Source organism: Rhodococcus sp. LB1 (assembly GCF_001583455.1).
Classification (GTDB): Bacteria; Actinomycetota; Actinomycetes; order Mycobacteriales; family Mycobacteriaceae; genus Rhodococcus_F; species Rhodococcus_F opacus.
In genome coordinates, this window is the sequence record NZ_LTCZ01000389.1 from 38,422 (window position 1) to 52,978 (window position 14,557).

Sequence of the window (14,557 nt, forward strand, 5' to 3'; positions counted from 1 at the left end):
CGACGCTACGCCCGACCTGCATCGACGACAAGGCGGGCCGGTTTTCTTCGCGCCGCCCTGGGTAACCGCAAAGCATGAACCTCGAGAGCCTGTTCCGAAAGGCGGAATCCGCCGGGTTCCTCGACGGCGGCAGCCGGTTCCTGCAACAGAGGATCCGGGGGGTGCTCGGTTCGTCCGGCGCGGGTGCGGTGTTGCGGGGATCCTGGCTCGGGCACCCCGTGCACCCCGTTCTCGTCAGCCTCCCCATCGGGGCGTGGGTCGGCGCGACCGTCTTCGATTTGGCATTCCGCGATCACGTCGGCGCACGCAGGCTCATCGGCCTGGGACTGCTCGCCACTCCCCCGACATTGGTGACCGGCTGGGCGGACTGGTCCGAACGCGATACGCGTCAGCGCCGCGTCGGCCTGATCCACGCCGAGGCCAACGCCATCGGCATCACGGCCATGCTCGCGTCCTACCTTCGCCGCAGGCACGGAACGGACGCACGCGCCGTCGTCACGAGCACCGCGGGACTACTCGCGATCGGCATCGGCGGCGCGCTCGGCGGGCATCTGACCTACGCAATGGGCGCAGGAGTCGACGGGGTGCGGGAGGGTCCGGGATCGGACGCTCTCCTCGCCCCGGTGGGATGAAGAATCGAGGAACGCCATGATCGTGCTCGGACTGATCTTGCTCCTGATCGGATGGCTCACCGGCCTCACCTGGCTGTGGACCATCGGCATCATCCTCCTGGTGATCGGCGCGATCCTGTGGATTCTCGGCGCCACCGGGCGTGCGGTCGGCGGCAGGCGGCGTTGGTATTAGAACGCAACACCGGCCGGCTCGTGCGACCTGTCCTGTGACAGAGTGCTAGCCGGTCGGTTTACAAACCCGAAGTTCGGGAATCCCCGTGGCATGACGGCCATTCATCGCGAACCCAGACCTCCCGTGTGCGGCGGGCAACCGATGAGAACGGCAGCCGTCGGCACCGCGAGACGATTGAGGATTTCGATGGTCTCGGCCAACGCCAGTCCTCTCGACGTCTCGGACGGCGCCGACGTCGGGGGGCAGAGCATTCACCTCGCCGAACTGTCGGCAGCCCTCACGCGAGAGGGTCACGACGTCACCGTCTACACCCGGGCGGACAGCGAGGACGCCCCGGAGCGGGTCACCACCCCGGGCGGGTACACAGTCGTGCACGTGCCGGTCGGGCCGGCGCGGCGGATGTCCGAGGCCGAGATCCTGCCGCTGATGGGGGCATTCGGCAGCTTCCTCAAGACCGAATGGGAATCCGAACGGCCCGACATCGTCCACGCCCACTACTGGATGTCCGGGATCGCGACGCAACTCGCCGCCCGCACGCTCGGCATTCCGGTGGTCCAGACGTTCCATGCGCTCGGGGTGGTCGAGCAGAGGTTCGAGCGCGCGGATTCGTCGAGCACTCACAACCGAATTCACCTGGAACAGTTGATCGCCCGCGGCGCCACCCGGGTGGTGGCGACGTGTACGGACGAGGTCTTCGAACTCTCCCACCTCGGCCTGCCGCGCTCGCGTACGTCCGTGGTTCCGTCCGGCGTCGACGTCGCCGAGTTCACGCCCGACGGCCGCGCCGACGAGAAGGGTAAACGCCATCGGCTCGTCATGGTCGGCCGGCTGGCGCCGAGCAAGGGCTTCGACACCGCGATCGAGGCACTCTCCCACTTCCCCGACACCGAACTCGTCATCGCGGGCGGCCCGGCCGCCGACGACGTCGCCGACGACCCCGAAGCGTCGCGACTGCTGACACTGGCCCGTGAGGCGAAGGTGCGCAACCGGGTACGGATCGTCGGGCGCGTGCCGAGAAACGCGATGCCCTCGCTGCTGCGCTCGGCGGATGCCGTCGTGTGCACCCCGTGGTACGAGCCGTTCGGCATGGTTCCGCTCGAGGCGATGGCCTGCGGCACCCCGGTGGTGGCGTCCGCCGTCGGCGGTATGCGGGACACGGTGGTCGACGGCATCACCGGACGCCTCATCTCACCGCGCAACCCGGTCCGCCTGGCCGAGGCCCTGCGACAGATCTTCGACGACGACGCCCTGCGCACGGGATACGGCATGGCGGGCTGCGATCGCGCCCGCGCCCGCTACTCGTGGGACCGTGTCGCCACCGACACCCTCCGCGCCTACGGCCGCTGTGTGTCGGCCCCTCCCCGCACCAGTCGAACCGGCGCCCACTGAAGTCGGGCGCCGGTTCGGACGGTCAGGCCGTTCGGCCGTGCCAGGCCCCGAGGGCACTGTCCACGGAAGCGAAGCAGGGGTAGCTCGACTCCTGGCCCGCCGCTCTGAGCAGCCGATATACGGGCCGGCCGCAGATCATCGCCCACGTCCGCCCGTCCCGGACGTTCGTCGCGTGGACGGTGTCGAGCACCGACAGACCCGCGGTTCCGATGAAATCCACCTTCGACATGTCGAGGATGAACTGCCCCTCGGGCGAGATCCGCGTGCACACGTAGTCGCGGAACCCCGGTGCACTGAACAGGTCGATCTCGCCTCGCACCCCTACCAACATCACCCCGGACCCGAGCCGCTCGGAAGTGAATTCCGCGCTCGCACAGCGTGTCGGAGCGGAACCGACAGCCGAGAGCGTTACCCTCGGCTTGTACGTGGTACCGAACTCCGTGCCCGAACACGCCATTTCAGGTTCTGGGACCCCTGGACCAACAGACATGGCTCACCCCATCTCGAACATTGAGAGGGGAAGCGGAGCACCTGCAGACAGACCCGACCTCGGACACATGACACCGTCTGCTACGGCAGCGCTTCCCGACATCGGCTGTGTGTTCAACCTCGGTTCGAGACTACTCCCGCCTGTGATGTGTCACAAGGAAATAACAGATACTCGAGCTCTCATTTGCCCTGGTGAGCGATTACAAACCGTTATGCACGGTTGTACGCGCCGAAACAGCCGCGACGACACGTTCTGCGACCACACGCAGTTTGACGTTCTCCCGCTGCGAACGCGTGACGAGGACGTCGAACGCGGTCTCGGCGTCGAGACCGCGCAACGCCATCACGATTCCCTTCGCCTGATCGATGACGGCGCGGGACCGGAGGGCGATACGAAGTTGCTCGATCAGGTTTCTCGCCTCGCCGTACCGCCGGGCATTGCGCACCGCGACCGCTGCCGCCTCGACGTACAGCTCCAGCGCCGACTCGTCCATCCGGTGGAAGGCGTGCGGCAACAGTCCGTACAGATTCAGCGCGGCGGACTGCTCCGCGACGGGGAGGGGTACGGACAGATAGCTGTGGACGCCGGCAGGTTCGGAACTCGCGGCATACGCAGGCCACCTCTCGTGCGCGGCGGCACGGTCGGCCCGCACGGTCTCGCCGGAGCGTACGGCGTCGAGCGCAGGGCCCTCGCCGAAGCGGTACTGCAACTCCTCGAGTGCCGCGAGCTCGTCCGACGTCGCGGCCACCGTGACGGGACCCGTCGCGCGGAGAACGGTGATCCCGGCCATCGCCGCACCCGGGAACGCCTGGACAACCCGACGGCACAGCGCGTGCAGCGCGACGTCGGTCTCGTCCTCCGGCTCGAGCAACTCGAGCACGGAGTCGAGCGACACGGCGACCGCGTCGGCGTGCACAGCCTCGACATCACTCGTCAACGTGTGCAGGTGAATCTCGTCAGGCATCCCACTCGTCTCCCGTGACCACCATGACCCTGCCGAGGGCCTCAGGAACGCTGATCGTGCCGCCAACATTACTCGGGCAAACGTACTGATCGGACTGGTTTGATCGGTCCTGTTCTGCGGTATTCCACCTGCGGTGTCGCCGGATCGCTACCCTGACTTCTCAGCAGCGCGAGCCGACCCACCGCCCGCCGACAGCACGGTACGCCCGACCCGGAGGTCTCATGGCCATCGCCAAGACAATCGAACCCGACCAGGATCACACACATCCCGTCGTCGAACTGCGCGTGCGAGCAACGCCCGATCAGCTCTCCGTACTGCGCGCCCTGGCAGCAACCGTTGCCATCCACGAAGATTTCGACCTCGACTCCATCGCCGACATCAAACTGGCCATGGACGAGATCTGTACCCAGCTGATCGTCCGCGCGACACCGGACGCGCTCCTGGTGTGCCGGCTGCAATATCTCGACAACACCCTGCGAGTCGACGTATCGAGCACCACCACCTCGGTCGACTCCCTCGGCGAGCGTTCGTTCGCCTGGCACGTACTCAACGCCCTCACCGATTCGGTCGATCTGAAACAGGAGCCCGACCCCGCCACCGCGGGTTTCGTGACCACCATGGAATTCACCAAGGTGAAGAACGGCCTGAGTCTGTGACGTCCCATACTCACAGTGGGGGGCACACGGCCCGTTGGCCGGACGAGTATCAGGACGTCACAGCACTCTTCGAACAGATGGCAGCCCTCGACGAGGACGATCCCCGGCGCAGCAGACTGCGCGACGCCGTCGTGACGCGCTGTCTCCCGCTCGCCGAGCACATCGCACGCCGTTTCGACGGCCGCGGCGAGGCGCACGACGATCTGGTTCAGGTCGCGCGCCTCGGCCTGGTCAACTCGGTCGACCGGTTCGACGTGGAGCGGGGATCCGACTTCGTGTCGTTCGCCGTCCCCACCATCATGGGCGAGGTACGCCGGCACTTCCGCGACACCGGGTGGGCCGTGCGAGTACCCCGCCGGATGAAGGAACTGCACCTCGCGCTCAGCCAGGCCGTCGCCGAACTGTCCCAGAGCCTCGGCCACGCCCCCACCGTCAGCGAACTCGCCGAACACCTGGACCTCGAACAGGAGGAGGTGGCGCAGGGGCTCCTCGCCGGCAACGCGTATCAGACCGTCTCCGTCGACAACACGTCGTCCGACCGGACGGGCGAGCTGTCGATGGTGGAGACACTCGGCGACTACGACGCCGCGATGGACGACGTCGAGAACCACGAAACCCTGCGCCCCCTGCTCCAATCCCTCCCCGAACGGGAGCGGACCGTCCTCATGCTGCGGTTCTTCGGCAACATGACACAGACCCAGATCGCCGACCGAGTCGGCATCTCGCAGATGCACGTGTCCCGGTTGCTGGCGAAGACACTGGCGTCACTGCGAGATCAACTCGGTGACGCGTAGGTCAGATCGTTGCCGTGTCGATCACGAATCGGTACCGCACGTCGCTGCCGACCACGCGGTCGTAGGCGCCGTCGATCTCGTCCGCGGAGATCACCTCGATCTCGGCACCGATACCGTGCTCGGCGCAGAAGTCCAGCATCTCCTGCGTCTGAGCGATGCCGCCCACCATCGAACCGGCCAGGCTGCGACGGTTGGCTGCGAGACTGAACGCGCGCACCTCGATCGGCTTCTCCGGCAACCCCAGTTCGACCAGCGTTCCGTTGATCGCGAGCATCGACATGTACGCGTCGATGTCGAGATTCACCGAGACGGTGTTGACGATGAGGTCGAATTTTCCGCGCAACTGCGTGAATGTGCTCGGATCCGAGGTGGCGTAGTAGTGGTCGGCACCGAATTTCAGGCCGTCGTCCTTCTTGCCGAGGGACTGGCTGAGCACGGTGACCTCGGCTCCCATCGCGTGCGCGATCTTCACACCGACGTGTCCGAGGCCGCCCATCCCGACGACGGCGACCTTCTTGCCCATTCCGGCTCCCCAGTGCGCGAGCGGTGAGTACAGCGTGATCCCCGCGCAGAGCAGCGGCGCCGCGACGTCCAGGTCCAGGCCGTCGGGGATGGACAGGACGAATCGTTCGGTCACGACGATGTGCGTCGAGTAGCCGCCCTGCGTCCACTCGCCGTCGCGCCCCTTGGCGTTGTACGTGCCGGTCACCCGGTTGACGCAGTACTGCTCCTCGTCGGCCCGGCAGGCGTCGCATTCGCCGCAGGAGTCGACGAAGCAGCCGACACCGACCCGGTCGCCGACCCGGTGCTTCGTCACGTCGGAACCGACCGCGCTCACCACGCCCGCGATCTCGTGACCGGGCACGACCGGATAGTGCGTGCTGCCCCACTCGTTGCGGGCGGTATGAATGTCGGAGTGGCAGATGCCGGCGAACTTGATCTCGATGAGTATGTCGAGCGGTCCGAGCTCGCGGCGTTCGATAGCGGTCTTCTCGAAGGCCCCTTCGCTGGACGTGACTGCATATGCGGCTGCGGTAACCATGCTTACATGCCTACATGTTTGCACGACCGAACGCACGTTCGGGGCCACCGTAGACGCGGTGACCCCGAACACGCCTGCGAAATCAGGCCTCGGATTCTTCCTTCTCGGCCCGCCTGCGGAGACGCTTCGCGGCCGCCACCATATTGCGCAGCGACGGCTCGAGCTGCCAGTAGTGACGCGTCTTCAGTCCGCCGTCCGGGTTGGCCCACAACCGTTCGAGTGACACCGACTCGCTCGCCTCCGTGAGCAGTTCGTCCAACTCGTCGATGTCCGGAATCCGGGCCGACCGGCTCTCGTACACACCCGGACCGACACCGTGGGTCAGCGCCCGCTCCTTGATGGCATCGAGAACCCACGTGATGGAGCGCGTCGCCACGATCGCCGTCACGTCCGCATCGAGCCGTTCGATGGCGTCGACCACCGACGCCCGGCTCGTGTACGTGATATGCGTGTGGATCTGCGTCTCCGGCTTCGCCCCGCCCGTCGCGAGACGGAATGCGTCGACCGCCCACTCGAGATACGCCTCGCGGCCGTTCTCGCGCAACGGCAGCAGTTCCCGGATCGCCGGCTCGTCGACCTGGATGATCGCGATACCCGCCGCCTCGAGGTCGGCGATCTCGTCACGGATCACCAGCGCCAGCTGATCAGCCGTCTCGTACAGCGGCTGATCCTGGCGGACGAACGACCGCGCGATCATCGTCACCGGACCCGTGAGCATGCCCTTGACCGGCTTGTCCGTCAGCGACTGCGCGTACGAGATCCACTCGACGGTCATCGGCTTCGGCCGCGACACGTCCCCGTAGAGGATCGGCGGACGTGTACACCGCGAGCCGTAAGCCTGCACCCACCCGTTGTGGGTGAAGGCATACCCCTCGAGAAGCTCCGCGAAGTACTGCACCATGTCGTTGCGCTCGTGCTCACCGTGCACGAAGACGTCGAGACCGATGTCTTCCTGCAACCGGATCGTGCTTTCGATCTCGGCCTGGATCCGCTTGTAGTACTCCTCCCACTCGAGGCGTCCCTCACCCAGCTCGTACCGGGCCTGCCGGATCGCGTCCGTCTGCGGGAACGAGCCCAGCGTCGTCGCCGGAACGAGCGGCAGGTTCAGTCGCTCCTGCTGGGCGACCCGCCGCTCCTCGTACGGCACCCGGAGGCGGTCGCCCGGCTTGATCGCGTTGACCCGTGCGCGCACCGCGTGCTTGAGCTTGAAGTGCACCGACGTGGGACGCTTGCGCCACTTGTCGGACGGACCCTCGGTGAGCGCCTTGGCCAGCGAGACCACCTCGCCGACCTTCTGCTTCGCGAACGCGAGCCGGTCCGCGACATCACCCGGGATGTCGTATTCGGACAACACGTCGTACGGCACGTGCAGCAACGACGTCGACGTCGACACCACCAGATCCGGCACGACGTCCTTCAGCGTGTTCAGGTACGTCAGCGTGTTGTAGCGGTCGACGCGCCACACGTTGCGGCCGTCGACCACACCGGCGTAGATGCGCTTGCGCTTGATGCCCGGGATCTTCGCCAGCTCGTCGGCGCTGAGCCGGTGACTGACGAGATCGAGGCCCAGAGCCTCGACCTTGGTGGAGGCGAGGATGGCGAGCGCCTCCCCGAGATGCCCGTAAGGACCGGTGACGAGGATTCGGGGCCGCAGCGGTGCGTGCGACAGCTTCTCGTACGCCTTGGCCAGCGCGGCCAGTTCTTCCGGTGTGCGGTCCTCGGTGAACGACGGCTCGTCCAACTGGACGCACGTGGCGCCGGCCTTCGCGAGCTGCTCGAACAACCGCTCGTACTCCGGCAGCACCCTGTCCAGCAGGTCGAGGGTCGAGAAGCCGTGCCGCTTCGACGTCGGACCGACCTTCGACAACAGGAGCAGCGACACCGGGCCGAGGATGACGGGACGCAGTTCGATCCCGCGCGCCTTCGCCCGCGCGAACTCGTCCATCACGGTCTCGGACCGCAGCGCGAACTCGGTGTTCTCGTCCAGTTCGGGCTGACGGTAGTGGTAGTTGGTGCCGAAGAACCGCACCAGCTCGAGCGGCGGAAAGTCCGGCCGGCCGCGGGCCAGCGTGAAGTAGAAGTCCAGCGGATCGAGCTGATTCTCGAGCGGCTCGAACCGCTCGGGCACGGCACCGAACAGCAGCGCATTGTCGAGTACGTGGTCGTAGTAGGAGAACGTGTTGCCCGGGACCTGGGTCAGACCGGTCGCGGCGAGCTCACTCCACGTCTCCTCCTGGAGGTCCCGGGCGACGGCGACGAGTTCTTCCTTCGTGCTCGTGCCGTGCCAGTAGGACTCGAGAGCACGCTTGAGTTCGCGGCGAGGTCCGATGCGGGGATACCCCAGGATGCTGGATCCGTATGCTGCGGTGCTGGACATGCGGTCGACCTTTCTGGGCTCAGCCCAGTGGCTGAGAATGCCTCTGGGCTCGATGCACCTGTGCGCCTCTCACAACCGCCAGTGGTCGTGAAAGGCGCACAGGTGTAGTCGCCTACCTACCTGCTAGCTGGCCTTCTTGCTGAAACGGCCGTTGTCGCCGTACTCGTAGAAGCCCGCGCCGGACTTCTTTCCGACCAGCCCGGCCTCGACCATGCGAAGCAGCAGCGGCGGCGCCGAGTACAGGGGCTCCTTGAACTCTTCGTACATGGAGTCGGCGATGGACTTGACCGTGTCCAGGCCCACCAGGTCGGTCAACGCGAGCGGACCCATCGGGTGTGCGAGGCCGAGAACCGTTGCCTTGTCGATGTCTTCCTTGGTGGCGAACCCGGACTCCACCATGCGGATCGCGGAGAGCAGGTACGGCACCAGGAGGGCGTTGACGACGAATCCGGAACGGTCCGCGGAACGGACGACCTGCTTGCCCAGCACATCGCTGGCGAAGGCCTCGGCCCGCTCGGACACCGACTTGCTCGTCTTGAGCGTGGTCACCAACTCGACGAGGGGAAGCACCGGAACGGGGTTGAAGAAGTGCATCCCGATGACCCGTTCCGGGGACTTCGTGGCGATGCCCAGCTTCATGATCGGGATCGACGACGTGTTGGACGCCAGCACGGCGTTCGGATCCGTCACGACCTGATCGAGCTCGGTGAAGATTTCGCTCTTCACCTTCTCGTCCTCGACGACGGCCTCCACGACGAGCTGCCGGTCCGCGAAATCACCGAGGTCGGAGGTGAACCGCAGCCGCCAGGCGGCCTGCTCACGTTCCCGCTCGGTGATCTTGCCACTGCTCACTCCGCGGTCGAGCGAACGCAGGATGCGCGAACGCCCCGCCGCCGCAAGCTCGCGGGTCTGCTCGAACACCAGAACATCGACGTGCGCGCGAGCACACACCTCTGCGATTCCGGCACCCATGATCCCGGCGCCGATCACGCCGACGCGCTGAATCTTTTCGCTGGTCACGTCAGCTCCTTTTCGTCTAGTGGAGTCGTCGCCCGGGGAGGGGCCCTGTTACAGGCCCCTCCCCGGGGGCGGGTTGATCAGGTGAAACCTTGATCGGTCGAAGCCTTGGAGGACAAGACTCAGTGGAACTGACCCTCTTCGGTGGAGCCCTTCAGAGCAGCCGTCGAGGTGTTGGGGTCGACCGTGGTGGCGATGCTGTCGAAGTAGCCGGCACCGACCTCACGCTGGTGCTTGATGGCGGTGAAGCCACGCTCCTCGGCGGCCTTGAACTCGCGCTCCTGCAGGTCGACGAAGGCGGTCATGCCCTCGCGGGCGTAGCCGTGGGCCAGGTCGAACATGCCGTAGTTGAGCGAGTGGAAGCCGGCCAGGGTGATGAACTGGAACTTGAAGCCCATCGCGCCGAGCTCCTTCTGGAACTTCGCGATGGTCGAGTCGTCCAGGTGCGCCTTCCAGTTGAAGGACGGCGAGCAGTTGTAGGCGAGCAGCTGGTCCGGGAACTCGCTGCGAACGGACTCGGCGAACCTCTTGGCGACCTCGAGGTCCGGCACGCCGGTCTCCATCCAGATGAGGTCGGCGTACGGGGCGTAGGCCTTGGCGCGAGCGATGCAGGGCTCGATGCCGTTCTTGACACCGAAGAAGCCCTCTGCGGTGCGGGTTCCGTCCAGGAACTGCTGGTCGCGCTCGTCGACGTCGGACGTGATGAGGGTCGCGGCCTCGGCATCGGTGCGGGCGATGACCACGGTGGGAACGTCCGCGACGTCGGCCGCGAGGCGAGCCGAGGTCAGGGTGCGGATGTGCTGCTGCGTGGGGATGAGGACCTTGCCACCGAGGTGGCCGCACTTCTTCTCCGACGCGAGCTGGTCTTCCCAGTGCGAACCGGCGACGCCGGCCGCGATCATGGCCTTCTGCAGCTCGTAGACGTTGAGCGCGCCACCGAAGCCCGCTTCGCCGTCGGCGACGATCGGGGCGAGCCAGTTGTCGACGGAGGTGTCGCCCTCGACCTTGGCGATCTCGTCGGCGCGCAGCAACGCGTTGTTGATGCGGCGCACGACCTGCGGGACCGAGTTGGCCGGGTAGAGGCTCTGGTCGGGGTAGGTGTGTCCGGACAGGTTCGCGTCACCGGCGACCTGCCAGCCGGACAGGTAGATGGCCTTGAGGCCTGCACGGACCTGCTGAACGGCCTGGTTACCGGTCAGCGCGCCCAGCGAGTTGATGTAGTCCTCGTTGTTCACGAGGTCCCAGAGGATCTCGGAACCACGGCGTGCGAGGGTCTGCTCTTCGACAACGGTGCCCTGGAGCTTGGTGACCTGCTCCGCCGTGTAGTTGCGGGTTACTCCCTTCCAGCGCGGGTTGGTGTCCCAATCCTGCTGGATTTCAGCTGCGGTCTTCGGGGTGCCGGTGGTCGACATCAAGACTCCACTCTCTTCGATCTGCTGGTCCGGTACGGATGTACTGCTTCACATCCTTGCCAGGCCCTTCGTATGTACTTACCGAGAATGACACAAGCAAAAAGTGCCGTCTACCTGTTGCTAATGCCAATCTTGGCTAGCTTTTCACACCGCTTTGCAAAGACTGTTAAGAAAGTTCGGCGCCATACCTGCCCGATCGGAGAGGAAAAATACTCGCCAGTAGCAAAAAGTCGCAGGTGGTGAACCAAATGCACGCAACTCGTCGTACACAGATATTTCCGCCCCTGCGACCCTCGCCTTCCCGCCGCGGCATACCCGTAGACCCGCCCGTTGTGACTGCAATCACCAATCGGGTCGGTTACCGTGACCTCGAATGGTCTCCTCCGGCGAAGGGCACCACGATGCCGCTGTACGAATTCCGATGCGCCGCCGACTGCGGCCCGTTCGAGCAGTCGTTCCCCATGGCCGACGTACCCGGAATCACCCGCTGTCCCCGGTGCAACCGCGACGCCGTCCGGCGCGTGTCCTCGCCGCGACTCGGACACGGGTCGTCGTCCGCGATGAACCTCCTCGACAGCACCAAGGCGTCGGCTCACGAACCGGACGTCGTGACCGGTCCGCCGCACCGGACCACGGCCGGTCGTTCACCCCTCACGAACAACCCGTTGCACCGCCGACTTCCACGTCCCTGACCGGCCACCGAAGGAGCGCACATGCCCGAACTGCTGTTTCCGCTCGATTCCTCGAAGAAGTTCACCGATCAGGCGATCGTCGGCCACAACCGCTGGCACCCCGACATCCCGGCCGCGGTCACGGTGAAACCGGGCGACTCCTTCCGCGTGCACTGCCGTGAATGGTTCGACGGCGCCATCCACAACGACGACTCCGCCGACGACATCCTGAACGCGCCCCTCACCACGGTCCACACACTGTCCGGCCCCTTCGCCGTGGAGGGCGCGAAACCCGGCGACCTGCTGATCGTCGACATCCTGGACGTCGGACCCATCCCACAGGAGGATTCCGGCCCGCTGGCCGGACAGGGCTGGGGGTACACGGGGATCTTCTCCCGCCACAACGGCGGCGGATTCCTCACCGAGCAGTTCCCCGACGCCTACAAGGCCGTCTGGGACTTCTCCGGGCAGACCGCCACGTCGCGGCACGTCCCGCACGTCTCGTTCACCGGCATCGTCCACCCCGGACTGATGGGCACAGCGCCGTCGGCCGCCCTCCTGTCGAAGTGGAACGCGAGGGAGGGCGCGCTCATCGCCACCGACCCGGGCCGGGTTCCCCCACTCGCCCTGCCGCCCGAACCGCAGGACGCCGTCCTGGGGTCCCTGTCGGGCGCCGACTTCGACCGCGTCGCCGGCGAGGCCGCCCGCACCGCACCCCCACGCGAAAACGGCGGCAACCAGGACATCAAGAACCTCACCAAGGGCAGCCGCGTCTTCTACCCCGTATTCGTCGACGGCGCGAACCTGTCCGTCGGCGATCTGCACTTCTCCCAGGGCGACGGCGAGATCACGTTCTGCGGCGCCATCGAGATGGGCGGCTTCATCGACCTGCGCGTCGACATCATCAAGCGCGGCATGGACACGTACGGCGTGTCCGAGAACGCGATCTTCATGCCCGGTAACACGGACCCGCAGTATTCGGAGTGGCTCGCGTTCTCCGGAACGTCCGTCACCCTCGACGGGGAACAGAAGTACCTCGACTCGCACCTGTCCTACCAGCGGGCGTGTCTCCACGCGATCGACTACCTCACCAAGTTCGGGTACAGCCCCGAGCAGGCCTACCTCTTGCTCGGCGCCGCACCGATCGAGGGCAGGCTGTCCGGTGTCGTGGACATCCCGAACTCCTGCTCGACGGTGTACCTGCCGACGGCGATGTTCGACTTCCCCGTCGCACCGTCCGCGTCGGGACCGTTCCAGATCGACCCGGGCATAGGCGCGCCGCGCTCGGAGAACAAGGCCTGAGCGCGGGCGAATGTACCTTTCAGCGCCTCCAGTGCGCCCAGAGGTACGTTCGCCCCGCGTCACCGCGTCCCGACCCGCGCGAGTAAATCTTGCGAAGGTTCCGTTCGCACATCTGACCTGCGCCGGTACCATTGCCGTATGTCCAAGACCTTCGTCGGCACCCGGTTGCGTCAGCTCCGAACCGAGCGTGGACTGAGCCAGGCGGCGCTGGCGAAGACGCTGGAGATTTCCGCCAGCTACCTCAATCAGATCGAGCACGACGTCCGGCCGCTGACGGTGCCGGTGCTGCTGCGGATCAGCGAGGTGTTCGGCGTCGACACCACGTTCTTCTCCTCCCAGGACGACACGCGCCTGATCGCGGAGATGCGCGAGGTGGCGCTGGACCAGGAGATGGGCATCGACGCGGACGCCCAGGAGATCGCGGAGATGGTGGCGTCGCATCCGGGCCTGGCGAAGGCGATGGTCAACATGCACCGCCGCTTCCGCAACACCACCGCGCAGCTGGCTCTCGCCACGGAGGACCGCTACAGCGACGGCAGCGGCAGCGGCTCGATCACGATGCCGCACGAAGAGGTCCGCGATTACTTCTATCAGCGGCAGAACTATCTGCACGAACTGGACACGGCGGCGGAGGAACTGACCGCGCGCATGCGATTCCACCGCGGCGATGTCGGCGGTGAGATCGCCCGCAGGTTGCAGACCGTCCACGACGTGCAGATCGTCAGGCGCATCGACCTGGGCGAGAACGTCCTGCACCGGTACGACCCCGAATCCCGGCTGCTGGAGATCTCGCCGCATTTGTCGGGCGGCCAGCAGGTGTTCAAGTTCGCGACCGAGCTTGCGTTCCTCGAATACGGCGACCTGCTCGACAAGCTGGTGGCGGAGGGCGGCTTCACGAGCGACGAGTCCGTTGCGCTCGCCCGGCTCGGGCTGGCCAACTACTTCGCTGCGGCCACGGTGCTCCCCTACGGCCAGTTCCACGACGTGGCCGAGGACTTCCGGTACGACATCGAGCGGCTCTCCGCGTTCTACTCGGTGAGCTACGAGACGATCTGTCACCGTCTCTCGACGCTGCAGCGTCCGAAGCTGCGCGGTGTGCCATTCATGTTCGTGCGCGTCGACCGGGCCGGGAACATGTCGAAGCGGCAGTCCGCCACCGGGTTCCACTTCTCCACCAGCGGGGGCACGTGCCCGCTGTGGAACGTGTACGAGACGTTCGCGTACCCCGGCAAGATCATGAACCAGATCGCGCAGATGCCGGACGGCCGCCGGTACCTGTGGATCGCCCGCACCGTCGAACGTCGCGCCCAGCGCTACGGTCAGCCCGCCAAGATCTTCGCGATCGGGCTCGGCTGCGAGATCCGGCACGCCCACCGCCTCGTCTACGGCGACGGTCTCGACCTCGACGATTCCAACCCGGGCACCCCCATCGGCGCCGGCTGCCGGGTGTGCGAGCGCGTCAACTGCCCGCAGCGCGCGTTCCCGCCGCTCGGCAAGCAACTCGACATCAGCGAGCATCAGAGTTCGGTCTCCCCGTACCTGATCCGCTGACCCCTCGCTGGGTCGTCCGATGTCACATCGGTTCAATCCGACTGAACCGGTGTGACATTGGCCGCAGCGGCAGCAGCATCCGGCCACG

Annotated in this window: 14 protein-coding genes; 8 read left to right on the forward strand and 6 right to left on the reverse strand. The window is 66.2% G+C overall.

All coding sequences use genetic code 11. The features are described from left to right. Positions 1–74: 74 nt before the first annotated feature. The 3 genes from AZG88_RS36655 to AZG88_RS36660 all read left to right on the forward strand — a co-directional run bounded on the left by AZG88_RS36655 (position 75) and on the right by AZG88_RS36660 (position 2,193). On the forward strand, positions 75–632 hold the full coding sequence (locus AZG88_RS36655; protein WP_005251865.1) for a DUF2231 domain-containing protein: 558 nt from the start codon (positions 75–77) through the stop codon (positions 630–632). A gap of 16 nt (positions 633–648) precedes the next feature. Beyond that, positions 649–804, forward strand: coding sequence for a DUF6131 family protein (locus AZG88_RS53115; RefSeq protein WP_005251863.1), 156 nt, complete (start codon positions 649–651; stop codon positions 802–804). A 174-nt stretch (positions 805–978) separates the two neighbouring features. Continuing rightward, positions 979–2,193, forward strand: a complete 1,215-nt coding sequence (locus tag AZG88_RS36660; RefSeq protein WP_037182628.1) for a glycosyltransferase — start codon at positions 979–981, stop codon at positions 2,191–2,193. A 22-nt stretch (positions 2,194–2,215) separates the two neighbouring features. On the opposite strand, the gene AZG88_RS36665 is transcribed toward AZG88_RS36660, so the two are convergent. Then, positions 2,216–2,524, reverse strand: a complete 309-nt coding sequence (locus AZG88_RS36665; RefSeq protein ID WP_005251861.1) for an STAS domain-containing protein — start codon at positions 2,522–2,524, stop codon at positions 2,216–2,218. Between the two features lie 358 nt (positions 2,525–2,882). Beyond that, a complete protein-coding gene (locus tag AZG88_RS36670; RefSeq protein ID WP_005251856.1) occupies positions 2,883–3,647 on the reverse strand; it encodes a GAF and ANTAR domain-containing protein in 765 nt (254 codons plus the stop codon). Between the two features lie 221 nt (positions 3,648–3,868). Between AZG88_RS36670 and AZG88_RS36675 the strand changes: the two genes are divergently transcribed. Beyond that, positions 3,869–4,303: an ATP-binding protein gene (locus AZG88_RS36675; RefSeq protein ID WP_005251854.1), complete on the forward strand. Its 435-nt coding sequence runs from the start codon at positions 3,869–3,871 to the stop codon at positions 4,301–4,303. Beyond that, positions 4,300–5,097 (forward strand): RNA polymerase sigma factor SigF, encoded by a 798-nt coding sequence (locus AZG88_RS36680; protein WP_005251853.1) that lies wholly within the window; start codon positions 4,300–4,302, stop codon positions 5,095–5,097. The genes AZG88_RS36675 and AZG88_RS36680 overlap by 4 nt, the downstream gene beginning before the upstream one ends. A 1-nt stretch (position 5,098) precedes the next feature. Here the strand turns inward: AZG88_RS36680 and AZG88_RS36685 are convergent, their stop codons facing one another. The 4 genes from AZG88_RS36685 to aceA all read right to left on the reverse strand — a co-directional run bounded on the left by AZG88_RS36685 (position 5,099) and on the right by aceA (position 10,945). Next, complete coding sequence (locus AZG88_RS36685) at positions 5,099–6,139, reverse strand: NAD(P)-dependent alcohol dehydrogenase (protein ID WP_061700537.1); 1,041 nt, start codon at positions 6,137–6,139, stop codon at positions 5,099–5,101. 82 nt (positions 6,140–6,221) lie between these two features. Beyond that, entirely contained in the window at positions 6,222–8,516 is a 2,295-nt protein-coding gene (metE, locus tag AZG88_RS36690; protein ID WP_061041749.1) for a 5-methyltetrahydropteroyltriglutamate--homocysteine S-methyltransferase, read from the reverse strand. Positions 8,517–8,639: 123 nt separating this feature from the next. Continuing rightward, complete coding sequence (locus AZG88_RS36695) at positions 8,640–9,536, reverse strand: 3-hydroxybutyryl-CoA dehydrogenase (protein ID WP_005251849.1); 897 nt, start codon at positions 9,534–9,536, stop codon at positions 8,640–8,642. Between the two features lie 119 nt (positions 9,537–9,655). Further along, positions 9,656–10,945 carry an isocitrate lyase gene (gene aceA, locus AZG88_RS36700; protein WP_005251848.1) on the reverse strand — a complete coding sequence of 430 codons (1,290 nt, stop codon included), beginning with the start codon at positions 10,943–10,945 and terminating at the stop codon, positions 9,656–9,658. Positions 10,946–11,277: 332 nt separating this feature from the next. Between aceA and AZG88_RS36705 the strand changes: the two genes are divergently transcribed. From AZG88_RS36705 to ramB, 3 genes are all read left to right on the forward strand, one after another. Continuing rightward, a complete protein-coding gene (locus tag AZG88_RS36705) occupies positions 11,278–11,637 on the forward strand; it encodes an FmdB family zinc ribbon protein (RefSeq protein ID WP_037182624.1) in 360 nt (119 codons plus the stop codon). Between the two features lie 21 nt (positions 11,638–11,658). Beyond that, on the forward strand, positions 11,659–12,918 hold the full coding sequence (gene fmdA / locus AZG88_RS36710) for a formamidase (protein WP_061041751.1): 1,260 nt from the start codon (positions 11,659–11,661) through the stop codon (positions 12,916–12,918). A gap of 138 nt (positions 12,919–13,056) precedes the next feature. Then, positions 13,057–14,469, forward strand: coding sequence for an acetate metabolism transcriptional regulator RamB (gene ramB / locus AZG88_RS36715; protein WP_005251841.1), 1,413 nt, complete (start codon positions 13,057–13,059; stop codon positions 14,467–14,469). The last annotated feature ends 88 nt before the right edge of the window (positions 14,470–14,557 follow it).